Origin of the sequence: Streptomyces sp. NPDC092370 (assembly GCF_044755265.1) — a bacterium.
Taxonomy (GTDB): domain Bacteria; phylum Actinomycetota; class Actinomycetes; order Streptomycetales; family Streptomycetaceae; genus Streptomyces.
Genome location: NZ_JBIVQO010000005.1, coordinates 69032 through 90395, shown reverse-complemented (window position 1 = coordinate 90395; position 21364 = coordinate 69032). Strand labels below are relative to the sequence as shown.

23 protein-coding genes, 1 tRNA gene, 1 other RNA gene and 1 pseudogene are annotated in these 21364 nt (G+C 73.4%); 15 read left to right on the top strand and 11 right to left on the bottom strand.

What is annotated here, in order from left to right:
- Positions 1-35: 35 nt before the first annotated feature.
- Both ACIQHQ_RS17280 and ACIQHQ_RS17275 read right to left on the bottom strand, forming a co-directional pair.
- Positions 36-587 carry a hypothetical protein gene (locus ACIQHQ_RS17280; RefSeq protein ID WP_402612760.1) on the bottom strand — a complete coding sequence of 184 codons (552 nt, stop codon included), beginning with the start codon at positions 585-587 and terminating at the stop codon, positions 36-38.
- Between the two features lie 276 nt (positions 588-863).
- Positions 864-1097 carry a hypothetical protein gene (locus ACIQHQ_RS17275; RefSeq protein WP_402612759.1) on the bottom strand — a complete coding sequence of 78 codons (234 nt, stop codon included), beginning with the start codon at positions 1095-1097 and terminating at the stop codon, positions 864-866.
- Between the two features lie 130 nt (positions 1098-1227).
- Here ACIQHQ_RS17275 and upp point away from each other — a divergent pair, with 130 nt between their 5' ends.
- Positions 1228-1863, top strand: coding sequence for a uracil phosphoribosyltransferase (upp, locus tag ACIQHQ_RS17270; protein ID WP_283972326.1), 636 nt, complete (start codon positions 1228-1230; stop codon positions 1861-1863).
- 36 nt (positions 1864-1899) lie between these two features.
- Here the strand turns inward: upp and ACIQHQ_RS17265 are convergent, their stop codons facing one another.
- Positions 1900-2517: a LytR C-terminal domain-containing protein gene (locus ACIQHQ_RS17265; RefSeq protein ID WP_402613063.1), complete on the bottom strand. Its 618-nt coding sequence runs from the start codon at positions 2515-2517 to the stop codon at positions 1900-1902.
- Between the two features lie 121 nt (positions 2518-2638).
- A complete protein-coding gene (locus tag ACIQHQ_RS17260; RefSeq protein WP_003999914.1) occupies positions 2639-2935 on the bottom strand; it encodes a type II toxin-antitoxin system VapB family antitoxin in 297 nt (98 codons plus the stop codon).
- 203 nt (positions 2936-3138) lie between these two features.
- Between ACIQHQ_RS17260 and ACIQHQ_RS17255 the strand changes: the two are divergent.
- Positions 3139-3243: pseudogene (locus ACIQHQ_RS17255) on the top strand (helicase HerA-like domain-containing protein); the annotation flags it as partial.
- A 222-nt stretch (positions 3244-3465) separates the two neighbouring features.
- Here ACIQHQ_RS17255 and ACIQHQ_RS17250 read toward each other — a convergent pair.
- The 4 genes from ACIQHQ_RS17250 to ACIQHQ_RS17235 all read right to left on the bottom strand — a co-directional run bounded on the left by ACIQHQ_RS17250 (position 3466) and on the right by ACIQHQ_RS17235 (position 5906).
- Positions 3466-3612, bottom strand: coding sequence for a hypothetical protein (locus tag ACIQHQ_RS17250; protein WP_402612758.1), 147 nt, complete (start codon positions 3610-3612; stop codon positions 3466-3468).
- A gap of 54 nt (positions 3613-3666) precedes the next feature.
- A complete protein-coding gene (locus ACIQHQ_RS17245) occupies positions 3667-4023 on the bottom strand; it encodes a hypothetical protein (RefSeq protein WP_402612757.1) in 357 nt (118 codons plus the stop codon).
- Positions 4024-4553: 530 nt separating this feature from the next.
- Positions 4554-5147: an HhH-GPD-type base excision DNA repair protein gene (locus ACIQHQ_RS17240; RefSeq protein WP_402612756.1), complete on the bottom strand. Its 594-nt coding sequence runs from the start codon at positions 5145-5147 to the stop codon at positions 4554-4556.
- Between the two features lie 36 nt (positions 5148-5183).
- On the bottom strand, positions 5184-5906 hold the full coding sequence (locus tag ACIQHQ_RS17235) for a siderophore-interacting protein (RefSeq protein ID WP_402613062.1): 723 nt from the start codon (positions 5904-5906) through the stop codon (positions 5184-5186).
- 76 nt (positions 5907-5982) lie between these two features.
- On the opposite strand from ACIQHQ_RS17235, the gene ACIQHQ_RS17230 reads away from it, so the two are divergent.
- The 4 genes from ACIQHQ_RS17230 (at position 5983) to ACIQHQ_RS17215 (ending at position 11109) form a co-directional block, all read left to right on the top strand.
- On the top strand, positions 5983-8070 hold the full coding sequence (locus ACIQHQ_RS17230; protein WP_402612755.1) for a penicillin acylase family protein: 2088 nt from the start codon (positions 5983-5985) through the stop codon (positions 8068-8070).
- Positions 8063-8671, top strand: a complete 609-nt coding sequence (locus ACIQHQ_RS17225; RefSeq protein ID WP_402612754.1) for a GNAT family N-acetyltransferase — start codon at positions 8063-8065, stop codon at positions 8669-8671. Before ACIQHQ_RS17230 ends, ACIQHQ_RS17225 begins: the two co-directional genes overlap by 8 nt.
- Positions 8668-9147: a cupin domain-containing protein gene (locus ACIQHQ_RS17220; RefSeq protein WP_402612753.1), complete on the top strand. Its 480-nt coding sequence runs from the start codon at positions 8668-8670 to the stop codon at positions 9145-9147. Before ACIQHQ_RS17225 ends, ACIQHQ_RS17220 begins: the two co-directional genes overlap by 4 nt.
- 144 nt (positions 9148-9291) lie before the next feature.
- The gene (locus ACIQHQ_RS17215) at positions 9292-11109 is read left to right on the top strand and encodes a copper resistance protein CopC (protein ID WP_402613061.1); all 1818 of its coding nucleotides are present in this window, start codon (positions 9292-9294) and stop codon (positions 11107-11109) included.
- Here the strand turns inward: ACIQHQ_RS17215 and ACIQHQ_RS17210 are convergent.
- On the bottom strand, positions 11009-11977 hold the full coding sequence (locus tag ACIQHQ_RS17210) for a DUF72 domain-containing protein (protein ID WP_402612752.1): 969 nt from the start codon (positions 11975-11977) through the stop codon (positions 11009-11011). The genes ACIQHQ_RS17215 and ACIQHQ_RS17210 overlap by 101 nt on opposite strands.
- Positions 11978-12135: 158 nt before the next feature.
- Between ACIQHQ_RS17210 and ACIQHQ_RS17205 the strand changes: the two genes are divergently transcribed.
- Genes ACIQHQ_RS17205 through ACIQHQ_RS17195 form a run of 3 tightly spaced genes read left to right on the top strand, consistent with a single transcriptional unit; the run spans position 12136 to position 15585 of the window.
- Positions 12136-14616 carry a SpoIIE family protein phosphatase gene (locus tag ACIQHQ_RS17205; RefSeq protein WP_402612751.1) on the top strand — a complete coding sequence of 827 codons (2481 nt, stop codon included), beginning with the start codon at positions 12136-12138 and terminating at the stop codon, positions 14614-14616.
- A gap of 13 nt (positions 14617-14629) precedes the next feature.
- Positions 14630-15082 (top strand): DUF4383 domain-containing protein, encoded by a 453-nt coding sequence (locus tag ACIQHQ_RS17200; RefSeq protein WP_402612750.1) that lies wholly within the window; start codon positions 14630-14632, stop codon positions 15080-15082.
- Positions 15083-15099: 17 nt separating this feature from the next.
- Positions 15100-15585: an MSMEG_6728 family protein gene (locus ACIQHQ_RS17195; protein ID WP_402612749.1), complete on the top strand. Its 486-nt coding sequence runs from the start codon at positions 15100-15102 to the stop codon at positions 15583-15585.
- Between the two features lie 267 nt (positions 15586-15852).
- Here the strand turns inward: ACIQHQ_RS17195 and ACIQHQ_RS17190 are convergent, their stop codons facing one another.
- The gene (locus tag ACIQHQ_RS17190; protein ID WP_283974158.1) at positions 15853-16074 is read right to left on the bottom strand and encodes a hypothetical protein; all 222 of its coding nucleotides are present in this window, start codon (positions 16072-16074) and stop codon (positions 15853-15855) included.
- A gap of 123 nt (positions 16075-16197) precedes the next feature.
- On the opposite strand from ACIQHQ_RS17190, the gene ACIQHQ_RS17185 reads away from it, so the two are divergent.
- The 3 genes from ACIQHQ_RS17185 (at position 16198) to ACIQHQ_RS17175 (ending at position 17112) form a co-directional block, all read left to right on the top strand.
- Positions 16198-16431 (top strand): hypothetical protein, encoded by a 234-nt coding sequence (locus ACIQHQ_RS17185; protein ID WP_402612748.1) that lies wholly within the window; start codon positions 16198-16200, stop codon positions 16429-16431.
- A gap of 44 nt (positions 16432-16475) precedes the next feature.
- Positions 16476-16700, top strand: coding sequence for a hypothetical protein (locus ACIQHQ_RS17180; protein ID WP_402612747.1), 225 nt, complete (start codon positions 16476-16478; stop codon positions 16698-16700).
- 67 nt (positions 16701-16767) lie between these two features.
- Positions 16768-17112, top strand: coding sequence for an amphi-Trp domain-containing protein (locus tag ACIQHQ_RS17175; RefSeq protein WP_402612746.1), 345 nt, complete (start codon positions 16768-16770; stop codon positions 17110-17112).
- Positions 17113-17202: 90 nt separating this feature from the next.
- On the opposite strand, the gene ACIQHQ_RS17170 is transcribed toward ACIQHQ_RS17175, so the two are convergent.
- A tRNA-Ser gene (locus tag ACIQHQ_RS17170) sits at positions 17203-17290 on the bottom strand.
- A gap of 73 nt (positions 17291-17363) precedes the next feature.
- Between ACIQHQ_RS17170 and ffs the strand changes: the two genes are divergently transcribed.
- From ffs to purD, 3 genes are all read left to right on the top strand, one after another.
- An RNA gene (ffs, locus tag ACIQHQ_RS17165) (signal recognition particle sRNA small type) lies at positions 17364-17458 on the top strand.
- A 63-nt stretch (positions 17459-17521) separates the two neighbouring features.
- Complete coding sequence (locus ACIQHQ_RS17160; protein WP_402612745.1) at positions 17522-19921, top strand: DNA polymerase III subunit gamma and tau; 2400 nt, start codon at positions 17522-17524, stop codon at positions 19919-19921.
- Positions 19922-20061: 140 nt separating this feature from the next.
- Positions 20062-21312: a phosphoribosylamine--glycine ligase gene (gene purD / locus ACIQHQ_RS17155; RefSeq protein WP_402612744.1), complete on the top strand. Its 1251-nt coding sequence runs from the start codon at positions 20062-20064 to the stop codon at positions 21310-21312.
- Positions 21313-21364 lie beyond the last annotated feature (52 nt).

Here is a 21364-nt window from a genome sequence, read left to right as displayed (position 1 = left end):
GACGGGATCCGGCGGTGCCGGGGTGGCAGGACCGGTCAGCGGACGGTCTCCAGGGTCTCCGAGGCGCCCAGGGACTCGGCGATCTCGTTGACGGCGTCCGTCGCCAGTGAGCGCAGCTCCTTCTCGCTCACGCCGAGGTCGTCCAGGATCAGGGCGTCGCCGACCGGGCCGTGCGGCACGGCCTCGGCGGAGGCGGCGGGCCCGGCGTCGTCGTCGGTATCGTCCTCGTCCTCGTCCTCGTCGTCGGAATCACCGTCCTCGGTGCCGTCGAGGTCGAGGGCGTCGAGGACGTCCCCGTCGTCCGGATCGCGGCCGAGCAGCTCGTCGGTGAGCAGGATCTCGCCGTAGCTGCTGCGCGCAGCGGCGGCGGCGTCCGAGACGTAGATACGAGGGTCTTCCTCGCCGTCCACGCGGACGACGCCGAACCAGGCGTCCTCCTGCTCGATGAGCACGAGCACCGTGTCCTCGTCGGGGGAGGCTTCACGGGCGAGGTCGGCCAGATCCGACAGGGTTTCCACATCGTCGAGCTCTGTGTCGCTCGCTTCCCACCCGTCTTCGGTGCGCGCGAGCAGTGCGGCGAAGTACACCGTGACTCTCCCACTGGTCTTAGGCGTGCCGGTTGGGGGTCCCCCCGGCGGAGGTTACGGGCGGGGAGTGCTCGTCCGAGCCCCACCCACTCGGAATCGTGGCAGAAACAAGGCGTTCAGGGGACGTCTTCGGCTCCCTGTGTCCGGCAGTTCTGTTCGCACGCCCGTTGCCGCCACCTGCGGATCGTACGCGGCTTTGCCCCGCTCCACGCACGGTCGACCGCGAGAACCTCCGCGCGGTTCGTGATCTTCGCCGGAGGTTTCCACACCCGTTTCCTACCAGCGGAACGTGCGCATGCGCATCGCGTGGCGCAGCCGGGCCGTCTTGGCGCGGCGCGGCTGGACACGGTCGCGCAGCTCCCGGGCCTCGGCCAGGTCGCGCAGGAACCGGGCGCGACGCCGGCGGCGCTCGGCGTCGGACTCCTCGGCCCCGTCCGCGCGGTCGGGCTCCGGGTTCGTCCCCGGCCATGCGCGCGGCGACGGATCGTCTCGGAATTTCCGGTCGGGCATCAGGTTCACCATCCCCACTCGTCCTTCCCACGTTCCCCCGGACGGGCGGTTTGACGCCGGCGATCGCGTGCAGCCGTACGACGGGCTTGCCGTGCGGTCCGGTGGATCCCGCCCGGTTACTGTTGTGGACATGCGTCTCCACGTCGTCGACCACCCTCTGGTCGCCCACAAACTCACCACGCTGCGCGACCAGCGCACCGACTCCGCGACCTTCCGCCGCCTCGCCGACGAGCTGGTCACCCTGCTCGCCTACGAGGCCACGCGTGACGTGCGCACCGAACAGGTCGACATCCAGACGCCGGTCGCGCGGACCACGGGCGTCAAGCTGTCCCACCCGCGGCCGCTGGTGGTGCCGATCCTGCGGGCCGGGCTCGGCATGCTGGACGGCATGGTCCGGCTGCTGCCGACCGCCGAGGTGGGCTTCCTCGGCATGATCCGCAACGAGGAGACGCTCCAGGCCTCCACGTACGCGACGCGCATGCCCGAGGACCTGTCGGGGCGTCAGGTGTACGTGCTCGACCCGATGCTCGCCACCGGCGGCACGCTGGTGGCGGCGATCCGGGAGCTGATCCGGCGCGGCGCCGACGACGTGACCGCCGTGGTGCTGCTGGCGGCCCCCGAGGGCGTCGAGATCATGGAGCGCGAGCTGGCGGGTACGCCGGTGACGGTCGTGACCGCTTCGGTCGACGAGCGGCTCAACGAGCACGGCTACATCGTGCCGGGCCTCGGAGACGCGGGGGACCGGATGTACGGATCTGCCGAGTAGGACCCCCGGGGCCCGCGGGCACGCCCTCGGGAACGCTCAGCAGCCCTTCTTGGACGTCGGCGCCGGCTCGGGCCTGGCCAGCTTGGTCAGCGCCCGGTCGGCGTCGCGCTGTTTCGCCAGCTCCTTGAAGGCGTCGCCGATGACGAGGTCGACGGCAGCGCCCTTGCGGGCGGCCTCGGTCCGTCGTTCGGCGCCCGGGAGCTGGGTGCCGAGCACGGGCAGCGTGGTGTCGAGCGCGGCGGCCGGGCCGAGCAGCAGCCCGGTGCCCTTGACCTTCTTGTCGTACTCCTTGGTCGCGTTGCCCACGTCGCCGATCTTGAAGCCGCGCTTCTCGAGCTCGTCGGCGGTCTTCTTCGCCAGGCCGCCGCGGGTGGTGGCGTTGAGTACGTTGACGGTGATCGTGCGCGGCTCGGGCAGGGGCTTGGCGCTGGGCGAGGCACTCGCCTTGGTCTCGATGCCGCAGTCCGTCCCGTCACCGGCCGCCGAAGCCTTCTTGCCGCCGCCGGTGAAGACGTCGATGAGCTGCAGCGTGCCCCACCCGCCCACGCCGAGGACGACGACGGACGCGACGGTCAGGACGACGAGCCTGCCGCGCCGCCGGGGCCGGCGCATCTTGGGGTAGGTGTTGCCCGTGATGCGGTACTTGCCGCCCATGCCGGGGGGAGTCAGCATGCTCATGAGCGCAGCGTAGTGCGCCCGGGCGACGATGCCTACTAGATGATCATTCGACGTCGCCCAGCGGAACCCGAAAGGGTCAACCCGCGACCGGCGGGGATCAGTCGAGTTCGAGCACGCGCGCGTGCAGCACCTGGCGCTGCTGGAGGGCCGCCCGCACCGCGCGGTGCAGTCCGTCCTCCAGGTACAGGTCGCCTTGCCACTTCACGACGTGCGCGAACAGGTCACCGTAGAACGTGGAGTCCTCGGCGAGCAGTGTTTCCAGATCGAGCTGACCCTTGGTCGTCACGAGCTGATCGAGGCGGACCGGGCGCGGCGCGACGTCCGCCCACTGCCGGGTGCTTTCCCGGCCGTGGTCGGGGTACGGCCGGCCGTTTCCGATGCGCTTGAAGATCACACGGAAAGCCTACCGGTCAAGACCTTCCGGGCGCAGCCTCGGCGCCGTTGTGCGGTGCTGAAAAAAACAGCACAAGGCGGTACGAACCGGGAACCTCCCGCCCCGGAGGTGTCCGCCCACACCGCCGCCCTTCCGCGGGAGGCCCTGCGGCTCGCCTCCGGCTGCGCCTTCCCCGGCCGGCCGTCCGGGAGGTCCGGCACGTCCTGATTCGCTCGAAAGGAGTCCGCGTCTTCTTCGTCACGCGGACCCTGAAGGACGTACCCGCCGAAGTCCTCGCCCAGCTCGGCCGTCGCGTCCAGCACACCCTCGGGACACCGTCGGCCCGGTCGATGGGACGCGGATCGAGCGGGAGATCACGCGCTCGTCGTCCGGGGCGGCGAGGGTCAGGGACGGCGAGGCGTTCGGGGGTGAGGCGTCCGGGAGGCGAGGGTCAGGGGCGGCGAGGCGTTCGGGGGTGAGGCGTCCGGGGCGGCGAGGCGTTCGGGGCGGCGGAGGCGCTCGCCGGGCCGCCTCCGCCGTCGCGTCTCGGGTCAGCCGCGTTCCCCTTCCCCCGTGGGCCGCTGCTTCCGCGTGTCCGGCTCGGACCGGGACGGTTCGGAGCGGGGCGGCCGGGGGGCGCTGCGGGCGGCCTCCGCGCGCACCAGGGCGCGCAGGACCGCGTACGGGTCTTGAAGCATGGCTGTTCCTCGTCGATCCTCGTCGTTCCTGTTCCGTGCGGGCTGCCGGCCGGGTCAGCAGCGCAGGACCTCGCAACGCAGGGGGCGAGGGTCGTACAGCGGGCTCGGCGGGCTCGGCGGGCTCGGCGGTACGAGGGCGGAGGGGTGTGCGGTGTGCGCGGACCCGGGGGCCCGGAGCGGGGCGGGGCTCAGCAGGACGGCGGTGCGGCGGGAGCCTCTGGCCGGTGGGCGCAGGGCGGAGTCGAGGACGTCGCACTCGACGGTGGTGCTCTCCCCGGAGACGGTGGCCGTCGGCCCCGCGTGGGCCTCGGCGTGGGTGCCCGGCACGAGCAGCGCGAGCAGCAGGACGAGCACCCGCGGCCAGGTGTTCCGGCGCGGGCCGCGGGGGACCGGCTGCGGGGCGGAGGTCACGGGGGGTCGTCTCCGCCGTGCGCGGGCCGTTCATCGCGCCGTCCGCGAGATCCGCCCGCTCGGGGTATGCCGGTCCCCGCGGCGCGCGGCCGTGACGGTCCCGGTGGCTCCGGCCGGTGGTTCTCCGGGGGCGGGGTGAGAGCGTGCGGCTCACGGGGTGATGAGGGCTGCGGGCCGTGCGGGTCGGGCGGCCAGGTGTCCTGCGGGCCGGGCGGTGCGGCCCGGCCGGGTTGTTCGCCGGGGCCGGGGTCGCGGGGGGCTTGCGGATCGAGCGGCCAGGGGGCGGGCGGCCCGGATGGCGGGTGAGGATCGAGCGGCCAGGGGGCGGGCGGCCCGGATGGCGGGTGAGGGGGCCGTCCGTACTGCTCGCGGCCCTGCCGGCCAGGGGGTATCGGGCCCTCGGGCGCGCGGTCGGGGTCGGTGTCGTGCTCCCGGCCCCGGGGGGAGCCGCTCGGTGGCTCGGACATGGTTCATGCTCGGGTCCGGCCGGAGGGGCGCGCCACCCGGGCGGGCCAGGTGGACGACAGGCCCTACGCGCCGGAGGTCTTCGCCGCCTTTGCCGCCGCCTTCATCTCCTGCTTGTGTGCTCTCACCTTCACCAGCGACTCCGGGCCGGTGATGTCGGCGACCGAGCGGAAGGAGTCCGGGTCGCCGTAGGAGCCCGCCGCCTCTCGCCACCCCGTCGGCCGTACGCCGAGCTGTTTGCCGAGCAGGGCGAGGAAGATCTGGGCCTTCTGTTTGCCGAAGCCGGGCAGTTGCGTGAGTCGCTTCAGCAGTTCCGTGCCGGTGCCGACGTCCTTCCAGACGGCCTCGGCGTCACCGTCGTAGTGCTCGACGAGGTACTGGCACAGCTGCTGGATCCGCTTGGCCATGGAGCCCGGGTAGCGGTGCACCGCCGGTTTGCGGGAGAGCAGCGCGGCGAAGGCCTCCGGCTCGTGGGCGGCGATCTCGTGCGCGTCCAGGTCGTCGCCACCGAGCCGCTGGGCGATCGTGGCCGGGCCCTTGAACGCCCACTCCATCGGAACCTGCTGGTCCAGCAGCATGCCGACCAGCGCGGCGAGCGGGCTGCGGCCGAGCAGCGCGTCGGCCTCGGGATCCTGGGCGAGGTGAAGGGTGACGTCCATGCCCCGATCATCCCCCGGGGCGGGTCCTTGCGCTGCTCAGGTCGCCCGCCAGTAGCCCAGCGCGTGCACCCGCTGCTTGGACAGGCCCAGTTCCTTGCGGACGTACGCCGCGAGCGTCCGGGTCGTCGCGGTGTCGCAGGCGATCCACACGTACGGGTCGGAGCTGCCCCGGAGCAGGCCGGGCAGGTCCGACTTCACCCGGTCGACGAGGTGGGCGCCACCGTCCTGGCGCGGCACCCTGCGCAGCTCGTGCCGGGCCGGATCGGTGCGGTACGGCAGGTCGTCGTCGCCGCCCTCGAACCAGACGGTGGCCGGGGCGGGACCCAGGGCGTCCAGGAGCGAGTTGAGGGCCGGGAGCGAGGCCGGGTCGCCGACGGCGAAGACGTGCGAGGGGGCGGGGTCCGGGTGCTCGAAGCCGGTGCCCTGGACGGTGGCCTCGATGGTGTCGCCCGGCTTCGCCGACCTGGCCCAGTCGCTGGCGCACCCCTCGTGCAGGGCGAACTCCAGGGCGAAGGTGCCGGCCCCGGCGTCCGGGTCGACCAGCGTGTAGGCGCGCTGGTGCGGCTTGCCCGCGTTGTCGAACCACAGCCGTACCCACATGGTGGGGTGCACTCCGGTCGCGGCCAGCAGACCGCCGTCGGTGCAGCGCAGCCGCCGGTAGTGCGGGGTGACGTCCTCGACGTCCGTGACCGTGAACTCGAAGTCCTTGCCGCGCAGCAGTTTGAGGACCGCGCCCTCCCAACCCCGCCCCTGCCCCATCGCGCCCTCACCCTTCACGTACTATTCCGCCACGTTGACTTAGGCAAGGCTAACCTAAAGGAAAGAAGGGGCACGCGTGGCCACCGAGATCTACCGTGATGCCTGGGGCATTCCGCATCTGCGCGCCGGCAGCACGGCCGGACTCGCCCACGCGCAGGGCCTCGTCACCGCCCGGGACCGGGCCTGGCAGCTGGAGATCGAGCGCCACCGGGCGCAGGGCACCTCGGCGTCCTTCCTCGGCAAAAGCGCCCTGGCCTGGGACCGGTTCGCGAGACGGGCCAGAGTCGACGACACCGCGAGACGCTGCTTCGCGGAACTGGAGAGGGAGGACCCCGAGACGGCGCGGTGGGTGCGCGCGTACGTCGACGGGGTCAACGAAGGGCTCGCCGGCGGCACCGCCCCCGAGTTCGCCCGCACCGGCCTCACCCCGGGCCGCTGGGAACCCTGGACCCCCCTCGGCGTCTGGCTCGCCACGCACATCCTCTTCGCCGGGTTCCCGGCCAAGCTCTGGCGCGAGCAGGTTGCCGCCCACCTGGGCACGGACGCCATCGGCCTCTTCGCCACCGACGGCCCCGGCACCTCCGGCAGCAACGGCTGGCTGGTCAGCGGCGAGCGGACGGTCACCGGGCAGGCGGTCATCGCCGGCGACCCCCACCGCTGGATCGAGGACCCGGGCGTCTACCAGCAGATCCATCTGTCCTGCCCGGAGTTCGACGTCGTGGGCCTGGCCGTCCCCGGCGTGCCCGGCATCGCCCACTTCGGGCACACCGGCACGGTCGCCTGGGCCATCACCAACGCCATGGCCGACTACCAGGACCTCTACCGGGAACGGCTGCGGCGCACCGGCGCCGGTGTGGAGGCCCTCGGCCCGGACGGGGTCTGGCGGCGAGCGGCCCGGCACACCGAGACCGTCGAGGTGGCGGGTGAGGAGCCGGTCGAGGTCGAGGTGATCGAGACCGCCCGGGGCCCGGTGATCATCGGCGGACCCGAGGGCCTGGACGGCGACCCGGCCGATCCCTCCGGCGGGCCCGTGGCGATCAGCCTGCGCTACCCGCCCCGCGTCACCGCGGACCTCGGCTTCGGCGCGCTGCTGCCGCTGCTGCGGGCCCGCCGGGTCGCCGACGTGGACCGGGCCTTCGACCGCTGGGCCGAGCCGGTCAACGTCGTCCAGGCCGCCGACACCGAGGGCGGTGTCCTGCACCGCGTGGCCGGGCGGGTGCCGCGGCGCGCCGTAACCAACTCGCTGCGCGTGGTGCCCGCCTGGGAGCCCGGTCACGAGTGGCGGGGCTGGCACGAGACGCCCCGCGCCGGGCTCACCGACGGCGTCGCCGTCATGGCCAACCAGCGGGGCCCGTCCGGGCCCCTCGGCGTCGAGTTCGCCCCGCCGCATCGCGCCGACCGCATCGCCGCGCTGCTCGCCGGCAAGGAGCGCTGGTCCGCCGCCGGCATGCCCGCGATCCACACGGACACCCACCTGGCCTCCGCGTCCTCCCTCCTGGACCACCTCGGCGCCCTCGACGACCTCACACCCGCGGCCGCCGCCCTCCGGGACCGGCTCCTCGGCTGGGACCGCCACATGGACGCCGGCAGCGCCGACGCGGCCCTCTACGCGGCCGTGCGCGCGGCGGTCGTACGGCGGCTCGCGGCGGACCCGGTGTTCACCCCGCTCACCGCGCCACCGGCGTACCCGGACGTCTTCCAGCCCTGGCTGGCCCTCGTCCCCCGGGTCGCCTTCGCCCTCGAACACCTGCTGCGGGCCGGGGACCTGTACGGAATCGACCGCCCGGCGGCCGTCCGAGCGGCGATCGAGGAAGTCGCCGTACGGCCCCCGGCCGGGGTCTGGGGCGACACCCACCGCCTCGCCCCCTGGCGGGCGCTGGAGCCTGAGCGGCCCTACGACGAACCGGGGCTGTCCGGCGACCACGACTGCGTGCTGTGCACCTCGGGCGTGCCGGGCCTCACCGATCGCGCCGCCAGGGGCCCGGCCGCCCGGTACGTCTGGGACCTGGCCCGGCGCGAGGACAGCCGCTGGGTGGTTCCGTTCGGCGCCTCGGGCGTTCCCGGCTCGCCCCACCACCGCGACCAGCTCCCCCTGTGGCTCGGGGGAGACCTCGTCCCGGTCGTCACCGACTGGACCCAGCTGGAGAAGGAAGCCGATGTCTGACCCGTACACCTCCCGCACGCCGCTCCACGAGCAGCCGATCGACGGCTTCGGCACCGTCCGCGTGCTGCCGCTGGACCCCGCCGCCGACGCCCCCGTGATCCACCACTGGGTCAGCGAGGAACGGGCCGTCTTCTGGGGCATGACCGAGCTGACGGAACAACAGGTCGCCGGGATCTACGCCCACATGGCCACGCTCGACACCCACCACGCCCACCTCGTCGTCCGGGACGGCGAGCCGGTCGCGCTCCTGCAGACCTACGAGCCGGAGGCCGACCGCGTCAGCGAGTGCTACGCCGTCCGCCCCGGCGACATCGGCGTCCACCTGCTCCTCGCCCCCGCCGGTCCGGGCGGCGGACAGTCCGGCTGGACGGCCCGTCTCGTGTCGGTCGTCGCCGCATACGTCCTGCTCGGCCTGGACCGCCGGCGGATCGTGGTCGACCCGGACGTGCGCAACGAGAAGGCGATCGCCCGTTTCCTCAGGACGGGCTTCACCCTCGGGCCGGTGGTGGTCCTGCCGGAGATCGACCTCCCGGACGTGTACCTGCCGGAGAAGAAGGCCCAGCTCGCCTTCCTGGACCGGGAGATACTGTTCCCCGGGTGACGCCAGAGGACCTCATCGCCCACTACCGACTCGAGCCGATCCCGCGTGAGGGCGGCCTGTTCCGCCAGACCTGGGCCGGCCCCGAACGCCCCGACGGCAGACCGGAGGGCACGGCGATCGTCGCGCTCCTGGCAGCGGACGACTTCTCCGCCCTCCACCGCCTGCCCACGGACGAGATCTGGCACTTCTACCGGGGTGATCCCCTGGAGCTCCTCCTGCTCGCCCCGGACGGCGGTATCCGGACGGTGGTCCTCGGGCCGGACATCCTCCACGGCCAGCACGTCCAGTTCACGGTCCCGGCGGGCACCTGGATGGGCGGCAGGGTGATCGAGGGCGGCTCATGGACCCTGTTCGGCTGCACGATGGCCCCGGGCTTCACGTTCGAGGGCTACGAACACGCCGACGCGGCGGAACTGACGGCCCGATTCCCGGCAGCGGCGGACAGGATCCCCGGACTGTGCAGGCCTTCCGCCTAGCCACGCCCGCCCACCCCGTTGAGCGCCGCACCGGTCCCGTCCGTACATAACGCGGAGCCGTCCAGCCCGACCCCGGAGAACCACGTGGACCAACGGCGGAAAGCGGATCGCGATGCCGGACACCCCCGGCGGTGCCAGGCCCTGGTGCTGCTCGGCGCCGTGCTGGTACTGCTCCTCGCCGGGGCGGCCCCCGCATCCGCCCACGCCGCCCTCCGCGCCACCGACCCCGACGACGGCTCGGTCCTCCGGCAGGCCCCCCGCCACGTCACCCTGACCTTCACCGAGTCCGTCGGCCTGCTCGACGACTCCTTCCGGGTCTTCGGGCCCGACCAGCGCCGGGTCCACACCGGCGAGGCCACGCACGCCGACGGCCGCTCCGACACGGCCCGGGTCGGTCTGCCCGGCAAGCTCGCCCAGGGCACCTACACGGTGGCCTGGCGGGTCGTCTCCGCCGACAGCCACCCCGTCTCCGGTGCCTTCAGCTTCTCCGTGGGGAAACGCTCCGCGACCACCTTCCAGGCCGACACGGGCCCGCCCGAGGACCCGCTCACCCGCGGCCTCCACGACGCCGCCCGCTACCTCGCCTACCTCGCCGCCGCGCTGCTCGTCGGCATGGCGGCGTTCGCGCTGCTGTGCCGGCCCGCGGACACCTCCCCGCTGCGCCGGCCGCTGACCGCGGCCTGGTGGACGCTGCTGGGCTCGACGGCCGCCCTGCTCCTGCTGCGCGCCCCCTACGAGTCGGGCACGGGCCCCGCCTCGGCCTTCGACGCCTCCGCCCTGGGCCGCACCCTCACCGGCCGCCCCGGCGAGGCCCTGCTCGCCCGGCTGGTCGTCCTCCTGCTGACCGCCGTCTTCCTGGTACGGCTCGCCGGGCGCCGTGAACGACGAGGGCCGGCCACCCTGGCGACCGGCACCGCCCTGGCCGCCGCCCTGGCCCTGACCTGGGCGGCGGCCGAGCACGCCTCCGCCGGGATCCAGGTGCCGCTGGCGATGACGTCGTCCGTACTGCACCTGCTGGCGACCGGTGTCTGGCTCGGCGGCCTGGTGGCGCTGCTGCTGACCCTGCGCCGCGCCTCCGACGACCTGGCGGAGGTCGTGCCGCGCTTCTCGCGGATCGCCTTCGCCTCGGTGACCGTCCTGGCCGTCACGGGCCTCTACCAGTCCTGGCGCGGCCTCGGCTCCCTCTTCGCGCTGACGAACACGTCGTACGGCCGGCTGCTGCTCGCCAAGCTGGCCGGGGTGGCCGTGCTGTTGCTGGTGGCCGGGTACTCGCGACGCTGGACGCAGCGGCTCGCGGCACCGGCGGCGGCCGTCCGGGCAGCCGTACCGGCCCGGGTCCCGCAGCCCGTCGGCGCACCGGCGGAACACGGCGAACCCGGGGAGCCGGAAGGGCCCGGGAAGCCCGGGGAGCCGGAGGGGCCCGGTGGAGCGGCGGAGGAGCCCCCCGCGCCCGACGCCGACCGGGACGACCAACGCCGCCGCCTGCGTCGCTCCGTGCTCGTCGAGGTCGCCGTCGCCGCCGTGGTGCTGATGATCACGACCGTGCTCACGGGAACCCTGCCGGGTCGCGCCCAGGCCGAGGCGGCCGAGCAGGCCCCGGCGGGTTCGCTCCCGCCCACCACCGAGACGACCGTGCCCTTCGACACGGGCACCGCGGCCCTGGCCGGCCGCGGCGCGGTGCACGTCACCCTGGACCCGGCCCGCGTCGGCGAGAACGGCATCCAAGCGGTGGTCTACGGTTCCGACACGGGCCTGGTCGTCGTCCCCGAGCTCCGCATCACCTTCACCCTGCCCTCCCGGAAGATCGGGCCCATCGACGCCGAACTCACCGACCGGGGCGGCTACTGGAGCACCAACTCCGTCAACCTGCCGCTCGCCGGGGACTGGACGATGAAGACGACGGTGCGGGTGTCGGACGTGGACCAGGTGTCGGTCGAGCGTCGGGTGCGGATCGAGCCCTAGGCAGCCGCACCGCCGCCGACGGGTCGTCGCCGAGGAGCCGTGTCATGGTCTCGGCGGCGCTGACGGCGGCGTCGCCGCAGCAGTTGTTGAACAGCACGTGGACCTGTTCGGTCCGTTCGGCCAGCCGGCGCACGCGGGGCAGCCACCCGGCGAGTTCCTCCTCGTCGTAGGCGTACCGGAACCGGTCCTCCTTGCTGCCGGTCCCCCAGGCGGCGCTGCGGCCGTGGAACCGGACGACGGACAGCCGGGGCGAGGTCACCGGGGTGACGGGCGGGACGGAGGAGGGCAGGGTCTGCGTCATGTCGACGGCGACCGCGGCCATGCCGTGCCCGGCCAGCAGGGCTCGCGTCACTTCGTCCTGTCCCGGCTCCCACCAGGAGGGGTGCCGGAACTCGACGGCGAGCGGCCAGCCTTCGGTCCGCTCGGCGCACTCCCGCAGGAACGCCTCCGCCCGCCGCCCGGGCCGGAACCAGGGCGGGAACTGGAACAGCACGCTTGCGAGCCGCCCGGCCTCCCGCAGTGGCGCGATCCCGGCCGCGAACCGGGTCCACACCTCGTCGAGCACCGCCGGGTCCCGGTGCTCGGCCGGCAGCCCGTCCGGCATCACCGCCTCCCGGGTGGGATGCCCGGTCAGCAGCGAGAAGGCCTTCACATCGAACACGAACCCGTCCGGTGTCCGCTCGGCCCACAGCCGGCTGTTCCGCTCGCTCGGCAGCGCGTAGTACGAGGCGTCGACCTCGACGACCGGGAACCGATCGGCGTAGTGCCGTAACCGTCCCTCGGCGTCCCGCCGCCCCGCCGGATACCAGCCGCTTGCGACCAGTGCCCGGTCGGTCCAGGAGCACGTGCCCACGCGGATCTCACCCATGGGGGAGCGGTTACCCGGGCCGGGCGTCGGCAGACTCCGCTTCTCGCGGGGGCGTCACGGTGAGACATGGCCTAATCGGGGTAAGCAGGTCTAAGCAGGTCATATCCGCACAAGTACGGGGTTACGGCTGGATTCTCCCGAGAGCGAGATGACCGATCATGGAGCAGCCCGTCACCGTCGGCCGGGGCATCCGGCCGTTCGGAGAAGCGCCCGAGGCCTTCGATGCCCTCGTCGGCGCGTCCCTGACGGCCCGGGTCTCCGTCGACGAACACGGCATCGTGACCGGCTGGAACGCGGGCGCCGAGCGGCTCCTCGGGTACTCGGCCGGGGAGGTGACCGGCCACCGCGCCGCGGATCTGCTGGCCGAGCCGATCCCGGTGCGCGGTGGTATGCCCACCCTCGCCGGGCTGCCGCGCTGGAACGGCGACGTCGCGCTGAGGCATCGTGACGGCAGGAAGCTGACGGTCGGGATCCTCGCCCACCACAGGCCGCCCGGCGCCGACGCCCCGGCCTGGCTCATCGTCTCGGCCCTGACCGGCCGGCAGCCGCGGGCCGGCCTCGACGAGTCCCTCGTGAGCTGGAGCTTCGCCCAGTCCCCGTGCTGCGCCCAGGCGATCTACGACACCCGGCTCAGACTGCGCCGGGCCAACGCCGACATGGAGCGCTCCACGGCGCTCACCGAGGAGGAGATGCGGGGCCTGCGCGTGTCCGAGATCATCGACGACGACGCCGGGCTGCGGGCGGAACGCGGCATGGCCCGGGTGCTGCGGACCGGCGAGCCGCAGTACGAGGAGAACTACCTGCGCGCCCCCGGCGAGAGCCATGAGCACGCGTGGTCGGTCTTCATGTCGGCGCTGCGCGACCACGAGGGCACCGTCCAGGGCGTCTGCCTGTCGGCGCACGACATGACGGAGCAGTTCTGGGCCCGCAAGCGCCTCCAGATGATCGCCGAGGCCGGCCGGCGCATCGGCAGCACGCTCGACGTGACGCGCACGGCCCAGGAGCTGGCGGACGTGACCGTCCCGGCCCTGGCCGACTTCGTCAGCGTCGATCTGCTGGCCGCGCTGGACGACGCGCCGGAGCCGCCCGCGCGGGCGGTCCCGGAGGACGGGCCGCTGCTGCTGCGCCGGGCCGCACTGCGGTCCGTGACCCCCGGCGCCCCGGAGTCGGCCGTGGCGGTCGGCGCGGTGGACTCCTACCCGGCGGGCTCGTTGCCCTACGAGAGCCTGCGCACCGGACGGCCCGCCCTGCACGAGGTGACCGACCCGGCGTTCGCCGCCTGGCTCGCCCGCGAGCCGGCCCGCGCCGCCCGGGTCCGGGCGTTCGGCGTCCACTCCGTGATGACCGTGCCGCTGACCGCCCGCGGCACCACACTGGGCGTCGCCTTCTTCGTCCGGCACCGCAACCAGGAGATCTTCCGGTACGACGACCTGGTCCTGGCAGGTGAACTGGCCGCCCGGGCCGCGGTCAGCATCGACAACGCCCGCCGCTTCGCCCGCGAGCGCGCCACGGCCGTCACGCTCCAGCGCAGCCTGCTGCCGCGGCGGTTGCCCCGGCAGGCGGCCGTCGAGGTCGCCTCCCGCTACCTCCCGGCGGGCGGGCACGCCGGCGTCGGCGGGGACTGGTTCGACGTCATCCCCCTCTCGGGGGCGCGGGTGGCCCTGGTCGTCGGCGACGTGGTCGGCCACGGGCTGCACGCGTCGGCGACCATGGGGCGGCTGCGCACGGCGGTCCGCACGCTGGCCGACATCGACCTGCCGTGCGACGAGCTGCTGACCCATCTCGACGACCTGGTCGCCCGCCTGAACACCGAGGAGGACGACGGTGAGCCGGGCACGGCGGGCTCCACCGGGACGTCGTCGGGCGATGTCGGGGACACCTGCCTGTACGCCGTCTACGACCCGGTGTCGCGGCACTGCTGCCTGGCCGGGGCCGGGCATCCGGTACCGGCGGTGGTGAGCCCCGACGGCACCGTCGACCTCGTCGGGCTCCCGGCCGCGCCTCCGCTCGGCGTGGGCGGTCTGCCGTACGAGGCCACCGAGGTCGTCCTCCCCGAGGGCAGCCTGCTCGCGCTCTACACCAACGGCCTGATCGAGGCCGCCGACGGGGACCTCGACACCGGCGTCCACCGGCTGCGAGAGGCCCTGGCCCGCCCGGCGGACTCACTGGACGCGCTGTGCGACAGGGTCCTCACCGCCCTGCTGCCGCGGCGCCCGGCCGACGACGTGGCCCTGCTCATCGCCCGTACGCGCGCGCTCGACGCGAACCAGGTCGCCACCTGGGCGGTGCCGGCCGAACCGTCCGCGGTCGCGCACACCCGCAAGGGCGTGGTCGCGCAACTGGAGCGGTGGGGTCTTTCCGACGCCGTGTTCGTCACGGAACTGGTCGTCAGCGAGCTGGTCACCAACGCCATCCGGCACGCCGAATCGCCGATCCAGCTGCGTCTGATCCACGACACGTCCTTGATCTGCGAGGTTTCCGACGGCGGCAGCACCGCTCCCCACCTGCGGCGCGCCCGCACCTATGACGAGGGCGGCCGCGGCCTGCTCCTCGTCGCACAGCTGACCGAGCGCTGGGGCACCCGCCAGGGGGCCACCGGCAAGACCATCTGGGCGGAACAGACCCTGTCCCGCCCGTGAGGAGGCACCGGCCATGACCACACCCACGTCCCACCGTGCCGTCCGCGGCCCCGTCCAGCAGGCCGCCCTGCTGTTCGGCCTCGTCTTCCTGCTGGTCGGCGTGCTGGGTTTCATCCCCGGCATCACCACCGACTACGACTCGATGGAGTTCGCCTCCCATGACTCGGGCGCCGAACTCTTCGGCCTGTTCCAGGTCTCGATCCTGCACAACCTGGTGCACCTGGCCTACGGCCTCGCCGGTCTGGCGCTGTCCCGCACGGCCGCCGGGGCGTACTCGTATCTGCTGGTCGGCGGCGCCGTCTATCTGGTGCTGTGGGTGTACGGCCTGTTCGTCGGCCACGACAGCGACGCCAACTTCATCCCGGTCAACACCGCGGACGACTGGCTCCACTTCGTCCTGGGCATCGCCATGATCGGCCTGGCCCTGGCCCTCAGCCGGCGCTCCACCCGCGCCGGCGCACGGTAAGGATCACCGACGACGGCATGCAGACCTTCCTGCCCTACGCGGACTTCCGCGCCACGGCCCTGGCCCTGGACCGCCGTCGCCTCGGCAAACAACGCGTCGAGGCGCTGCAGGTCCTGCGCGGCCTGGTGGTCCCCGGCTACGGGTGGCGGCGCCACCCGGCCGTCAGGATGTGGCTCGGCTACGAGGAGGCGCTGGTCCGCTACGGCCTGGAGATCTGCCGCGTCTGGCGTGAACAGGGTCACCAGGACACCTGTGCGGCCACGCTGGTGGCCGATCTTGCGACGACCCGCCCGCACGCCCCGATCCGCGACCAGCACCGACTGGCCGCCGACGGCGAACTCCCGCCCTGGCTCGGCGACGACTCGTTCCATGAGAGTCACCGCTCGGCCCTGGTCCGCAAGGACCCTTCCGCCTACGCGGATCTCTTCCCGGGCGTTCCGGACGACCTGCCCTACATCTGGCCGGCCTCGGACCGCGCGGGCGGGGAGACGTCCGGGAACTGACGGGTTCTCGCGGAGCTAGGCGGCCCTGCGGCGTGCCGGGCGCCCGGAGGTGGTGGGCTGCTCCGTCACGTCCTCGAACGGGAAGGTGTCGTCTTCCCCGAAGTCCGGGGCCTGGAAGGGGTTGGTCGCCGGAGGCGGCGACGCCGCGCTGGAACGGCCGGGTTGCCCTTCCACAGCGGAGAACAACGAAGTCGGTTCGATGAGAGGTCTCTTTTCCGTTACTGGCCCAGGGGAGGGCCAGGCGTGCCCTGACCGGGCACGGAGGTCCTACAGCTTGGTCATCTTGGCGTAGGGGCTCAGGATCCGCATCTGCGCCGACCCGAAGTCGACGAGCGCCGCGATTCCTTCCTCCATGCCGATGACCCGGCCGAGCCCGTACATGTCGTGCGTGACCTGGTCACCCACGGCGAAGTGCTTGGGAGCGGGGGCGACCGGAGCCTTGAAGGGGCTGGTAGGCAAATGACGCTTGGGAGCAGCAGGCTTAGTCATTGACCTCAGTATGCGCCTACTCATGCCCCTCGCGCTGCGGCTGTCCACGTGCAGTGCCCGAACTGAGACGTACGAGAGACGTCACACTGGCCTAGAAATTCGAACACATGCTTGAATTTGGTCATGCGAACGTTTCCCGACGATCTTGTCCGGGCGCAGCGGGAGTGGGCCGCCACCTACCGCCGGCTCGCCGACCGGCCCGGCCGGACCGAGCTGCGCCGTCGCCTGTACCGGCTGTCGGCCCAAACCTTCTTCCACCCCTCCTGGCAGCGGCGACGGCCGGCCCCCGCGGCCTGGTGGGAGCTGAGAGAGCGGGGGCGGTCGGCCGGGAACACCGGTGAGCGGCTCCACGGATGACGCGCCGACCTGCGGGGCCGTACATCCCGGACGATCCTGAAGGCATGGCCGGATCGATTCGCGTGATCGTGCATCCGCCCTCGCCCTCGGGTGGCCGGCGGGTGCGCGTGGACGGCGAGATCCTCGGGCTCGCCCACAACGTGGCCGACGTCGCGGAGTTCCTCCGCCGCGCCGGCCTGGAGATCGACCCGGCGGACGTGGCGGAGGTGCCGTGGATCGACTGGCACGGAGTGGGCCCCGAGCGCTGGGGCCCGGAGACGGGCGACTGACCCGCGGGTCCGCACCTCACCGCCACACCGGGTTCGACCACTCTTCTGCGTCACATCGGAGGGCCCCATGAAGGACCTCAAGTACGAGCGGAAGCGCTCGCTGTCCCGGCAGGAGGCCGCTGACCAGCTCTCCGCACTCGCGGACGCCCTGAGAGAGGGCGGGGACGCCGAGCTGGATCTCGGCCCCGGCACGCTGGGCCTGCGGATCCCCGACGACCTCCACAGCGAGATGGAGGTCGAGATCGGCGACGGGGAGATCGAGCTGGAGATCGAGCTGACGTGGCCGACCGCCCCGGCGCGCGCGACGCCGCCCCGCACGGAGGCCCGCGCGGAGAAACCCCAGCACAAGAACGCGCCCGCCCCGGCGGGGCGAAGCAGGGGCGCGAAACGGTCCGCCTCGAAAAAACCGTGAGCGGACGCGAGGGTGTCCGGGGCCGGGGAAGACGCCGAAGGGCCCCACCGCGAACGGTGGGGCCCTTCGACATCGTGCCCGGTGAGGCACTGGCGGAGGATACGAGATTCGAACTCGTGAGGGGTTGCCCCCAACACGCTTTCCAAGCGTGCGCCCTAGGCCTCTAGGCGAATCCTCCGCCAGGAACATTACATGACCGAGAGGAGTGCTCGCGAACTCGTTCCCGGCCCCCGACATCAGGTAGCCTTGGCGCAGCCCCTCACGCGGCGCTATCTGACTGAACTCCCCCAGGGCCGGAAGGCAGCAAGGGTAGGTCGGCTCTGGCGGGTGCGTGGGGGGCGTCCGCGTTCCCGGGGCCGGATCTCCCGGGCGGGGCCCGTTGTCGGTGGGCGCCTATAACCTCGTATGCGTGTCGTCTCTCGCTCTGTACCGCCGCTACCGCCCGGAGACCTTCGCCGAGGTCATCGGGCAGGAGCATGTCACCGACCCGTTGCAGCAGGCGCTGCGCAACAACCGGGTCAACCACGCGTACCTGTTCAGCGGACCGCGCGGCTGTGGCAAGACGACCAGTGCCCGCATCCTCGCGCGCTGCCTGAACTGCGAGCAGGGCCCCACACCGACGCCCTGCGGCGAGTGCCAGTCCTGTCAGGACCTCGCGCGCAACGGCCCCGGTTCCATCGACGTCATCGAGATCGACGCCGCTTCCCACGGCGGCGTGGACGACGCCCGTGACCTGCGTGAGAAGGCCTTCTTCGGCCCCGCCCGCAGCCGGTACAAGATCTACATCATCGACGAGGCCCACATGGTCACGTCGGCCGGCTTCAACGCGCTGCTGAAGGTCGTCGAGGAGCCGCCGGAGCACCTCAAGTTCATCTTCGCGACCACCGAGCCCGAAAAAGTCATCGGGACGATCCGGTCGCGGACCCACCACTACCCGTTCCGCCTCGTGCCCCCCGGCACGCTGCGGGAGTACCTCGGGCAGGTCTGCCAGAAGGAGGACATCCCCGTCGAGGACGGTGTGCTCCCGCTCGTGGTGCGGGCCGGCGGCGGGTCCGTGCGTGACTCCATGTCGGTCATGGACCAGCTCCTCGCGGGCGCCGCGGCGGACGGTGTGACCTACGTCATGGCCACCGCCCTGCTCGGGTACACCGAGAGCTCGCTCCTGGACTCCGTCGTCGAGGCCTTCGCCACCGGTGACGGGGCCGCGGCGTTCGAGGTCGTCGACCGCGTGATCGAGGGCGGGAACGATCCCCGCCGCTTCGTCGCCGACCTGCTGGAGCGGCTGCGCGACCTGGTGATCCTCGCCGCCGTTCCGGACGCGGCGGAGAAGGGGTTGATCGACGCCCCCGCCGATGTGATCGAACGTATGCAGGCCCAGGCCGGCACCTTCGGCCCGGCCGAGCTGAGCCGCGCCGCCGACCTCGTCAACGAGGGCCTGACCGAGATGCGCGGCGCCCACTCGCCCCGTCTCCAGCTCGAGCTGATCTGTGCGCGGGTCCTGCTCCCCGCCGCCTATGGTGACGAGCGCTCGGTCATGGCCCGCCTCGACCGGATCGAGCGCGGCGTGAACTACTCCGCCGCTCCCGCCGGAATGCCCGCGGCGGGGTACGTCCCCGGGCCGGAGGGGCACGGGGGAGCGGCGGCCGCCCCGGTCCAGGCGGGCGGCGGTCCGGTGACACCGGGCGGTGGCCCGGCCGCGGCCCGCGCGGCGGTCCGGGGATCCGGAGCACCGGGTGCCACCGGCACCGCGGCCGGCGGCAGCGGCCCTGCGGTGGCTTCGGCCGCCTCCGCCCCTCCCGCGGCGGACCCGGGTGTGCCACCGTCGTCACCCGGCCGGAGCCCGTCGCCGTCGGCGCCGGGCACCCCTCCGGCTCATGCCGCCGCTCCCGCCGCCCAGGGCGCACCCGGCCGCTCCGAAGGACCCGGCGACCCCGCCGAAGCCCCGGCCGCCTCCGCCGCGCCCGTCGGACAGGCGAAGACCTCCCCGGCCCAGCCCGCCCCAGGTGCCTGGCCCACCGCCGCCTCCGCGGGCAGCGGCGGCCGCCGCCCCGGCGGCTGGCCCACGGCCGCCCCGGGCGCGCCGGCCCCGAACAGCCCGCCGGCGAGCGCCCCCGCCCCCGCCGCCCAGCCTGCGGCTCCGGCCCCGGCCGCCCCGGCACCCGCCCCCGCTCCCACGGGCGGCGGGAGTGTCGACCCCCGGATGCTCTGGCCGAACATCCTGGAAGCGGTCAAGAACCGCCGCCGCTTCACCTGGATCCTGCTCAGCCAGAACGCCCAGGTGACCGGCTTCGACGGCACGACCCTGCAGCTCGGGTTCGTCAACGCGGGCGCGCGGGACAACTTCCTGAGCAGCGGCAGCGAGGACGTGCTGCGGCAGGCGCTGGGGGAGCAGTTCAACGTCCAGTGGAAGATCGAGGCGATCGTCGACCCCTCGGGCGGCTCCGCGCCCCCGGCGCCGGGCGGCCCCTCCGGATTCGGCGGCGGGGGCGGCTACGGCACCGGCGGTGGCGGTGGTCACGCGGCAGGCGGCGGCGGTTACGACGCGGGCGGTGGAGGTACGGCGACCGCCCAGCGTCCCGCCCCCTCCCCGACGGCCCCGCCCACCCCCACCTCCCGGGCGAGCACCCCCGCTCCCGCGCCGGCCGCCTCCGTCCCCCAGCGGGCCGCCCCGGCGCCGCGTCATGTCTCCGTCGAGGAGGACATTCCCGAGGACGACGACCCCGACCTCGACGAATCGGCCCTCTCCGGTCAGGAGCTGATCGTCCGGGAACTGGGAGCGACGGTGGTCGAGGAGTTCACGAACGAGTAGCCGGGACCGCGACCGGCACCTCCGGAGAAAGGGAGATCCTCGAAGAGGCACCCCTCTTGGAGGAACCTCCAGCTCGTGATCGCTCCTCCTTTCGGAAGCCCGCACAAGGGGAATCCGGCGTCTCCCGTTAGGCTGACCCCGTGAAGGTCCTCGTCATCGGCAGCGGCGCCCGCGAACACGCCCTGTGCCACTCCCTGTCCCACGACCCCGATGTCACCGCGCTGCACTGCGCACCCGGCAACGCCGGCATCGCCGAGGTCGCCGAGCTGCACCAGGTCGACGCGCTGGACGGCGCAGCCGTCACCGCGCTGGCCACACGGCTCGGCGCGGAACTCGTGGTCGTCGGCCCGGAGGCCCCGCTGGTCGCCGGTGTCGCCGACGCCGTGCGCGAGGCGGGCATCCCGGTCTTCGGCCCGTCCGGCGCGGCAGCGCAGCTCGAGGGCTCCAAGGCCTTCGCGAAGGACGTCATGGCGGCGGCCGAGGTGCCCACCGCCCGGTCGTACGTCTGCACGACCCCGGAAGAGGTCGACACGGCCCTCGACGCCTTCGGCGCTCCGTACGTCGTGAAGGACGACGGGCTCGCCGCCGGCAAGGGCGTCGTCGTCACCGACGACCTCGAAGCGGCCCGGGCCCACGCGGCGGCCTGCGAGCGCGTGGTCATCGAGGAGTACCTCGACGGCCCCGAGGTCTCCCTCTTCGCCGTCACCGACGGCGAGACGGTCGTACCGCTCCAGCCCGCCCAGGACTTCAAGCGCGCCCTGGACGGCGACGAGGGCCCGAACACCGGCGGCATGGGCGCCTACTCCCCGCTGCCGTGGGCCGACCCGAAGCTGGTCGACGAGGTCCTGCAGACCGTGTTGCAGCCGACCGTCGACGAGATGCAGCGGCGCGGCACGCCGTTCTCCGGCCTGCTCTACGCCGGTCTCGCCATCACCTCCCGCGGTGTCCGGGTGATCGAGTTCAACGCACGGTTCGGAGACCCCGAGACCCAGGTCGTCCTGGCCCGGCTGAAGACACCGCTGGCCGGTCTCCTGATGGCCGCCGCCACCGGCAACCTCGCCCATGTGGAGCCGCTGCGCTGGAGCGACGAGGCCGCCGTGACCGTGGTCGTCGCCTCGCACCACTACCCCGGCACCCCGCGCACGGGCGACCCGATCACCGGTCTCGACGAGGTCGCCGCCCAGGACGCCCCGCACGCGTACGTGCTGCACGCCGGCACCAGGCGGGACGGTGACGCGGTCGTCAGCGCCGGCGGTCGCGTGCTGTCCGTCACGGCCATCGGGAAGGACCTCACCGAGGCCCGCGACCGTGCCTACACGGCTGTCGGACGCATCCGCCTCGACGGCTCCCAGCACCGCACGGACATCGCCGCGAAGGCCGCGCAGGCATAACCGTCCCCCTGGCGGAACAGGGAAACCGCCCCGCCGCCGATGAACCCCGCAG

Excerpts from the sequence above, each read along its gene's own strand:
- ACIQHQ_RS17195 (WP_402612749.1), top strand. The coding sequence starts at position 15,100 with ATGCAGACCTTCCTGCCCTACGCGGACTTCCGCGCCACGGCCCTGGCC.
- upp (WP_283972326.1), top strand. The coding sequence starts at position 1,228 with ATGCGTCTCCACGTCGTCGACCACCCTCTGGTCGCCCACAAACTCACC.
- ACIQHQ_RS17240 (WP_402612756.1), bottom strand. The coding sequence starts at position 5,147 with ATGGACGTCACCCTTCACCTCGCCCAGGATCCCGAGGCCGACGCGCTG.
- ACIQHQ_RS17205 (WP_402612751.1), top strand. The coding sequence starts at position 12,136 with ATGGAGCAGCCCGTCACCGTCGGCCGGGGCATCCGGCCGTTCGGAGAA.
- ACIQHQ_RS17225 (WP_402612754.1), top strand. The coding sequence starts at position 8,063 with ATGTCTGACCCGTACACCTCCCGCACGCCGCTCCACGAGCAGCCGATC.
- ACIQHQ_RS17200 (WP_402612750.1), top strand. The coding sequence starts at position 14,630 with ATGACCACACCCACGTCCCACCGTGCCGTCCGCGGCCCCGTCCAGCAG.
- ACIQHQ_RS17235 (WP_402613062.1), bottom strand. The coding sequence starts at position 5,906 with ATGGGGCAGGGGCGGGGTTGGGAGGGCGCGGTCCTCAAACTGCTGCGC.
- ACIQHQ_RS17275 (WP_402612759.1), bottom strand. The coding sequence starts at position 1,097 with ATGCCCGACCGGAAATTCCGAGACGATCCGTCGCCGCGCGCATGGCCG.
- ACIQHQ_RS17180 (WP_402612747.1), top strand. The coding sequence starts at position 16,476 with ATGGCCGGATCGATTCGCGTGATCGTGCATCCGCCCTCGCCCTCGGGT.
- ACIQHQ_RS17210 (WP_402612752.1), bottom strand. The coding sequence starts at position 11,977 with ATGGGTGAGATCCGCGTGGGCACGTGCTCCTGGACCGACCGGGCACTG.
- ACIQHQ_RS17175 (WP_402612746.1), top strand. The coding sequence starts at position 16,768 with ATGAAGGACCTCAAGTACGAGCGGAAGCGCTCGCTGTCCCGGCAGGAG.
- ACIQHQ_RS17250 (WP_402612758.1), bottom strand. The coding sequence starts at position 3,612 with ATGCTTCAAGACCCGTACGCGGTCCTGCGCGCCCTGGTGCGCGCGGAG.
- ACIQHQ_RS17265 (WP_402613063.1), bottom strand. The coding sequence starts at position 2,517 with ATGGGCGGCAAGTACCGCATCACGGGCAACACCTACCCCAAGATGCGC.
- ACIQHQ_RS17185 (WP_402612748.1), top strand. The coding sequence starts at position 16,198 with ATGCGAACGTTTCCCGACGATCTTGTCCGGGCGCAGCGGGAGTGGGCC.
- ACIQHQ_RS17190 (WP_283974158.1), bottom strand. The coding sequence starts at position 16,074 with ATGACTAAGCCTGCTGCTCCCAAGCGTCATTTGCCTACCAGCCCCTTC.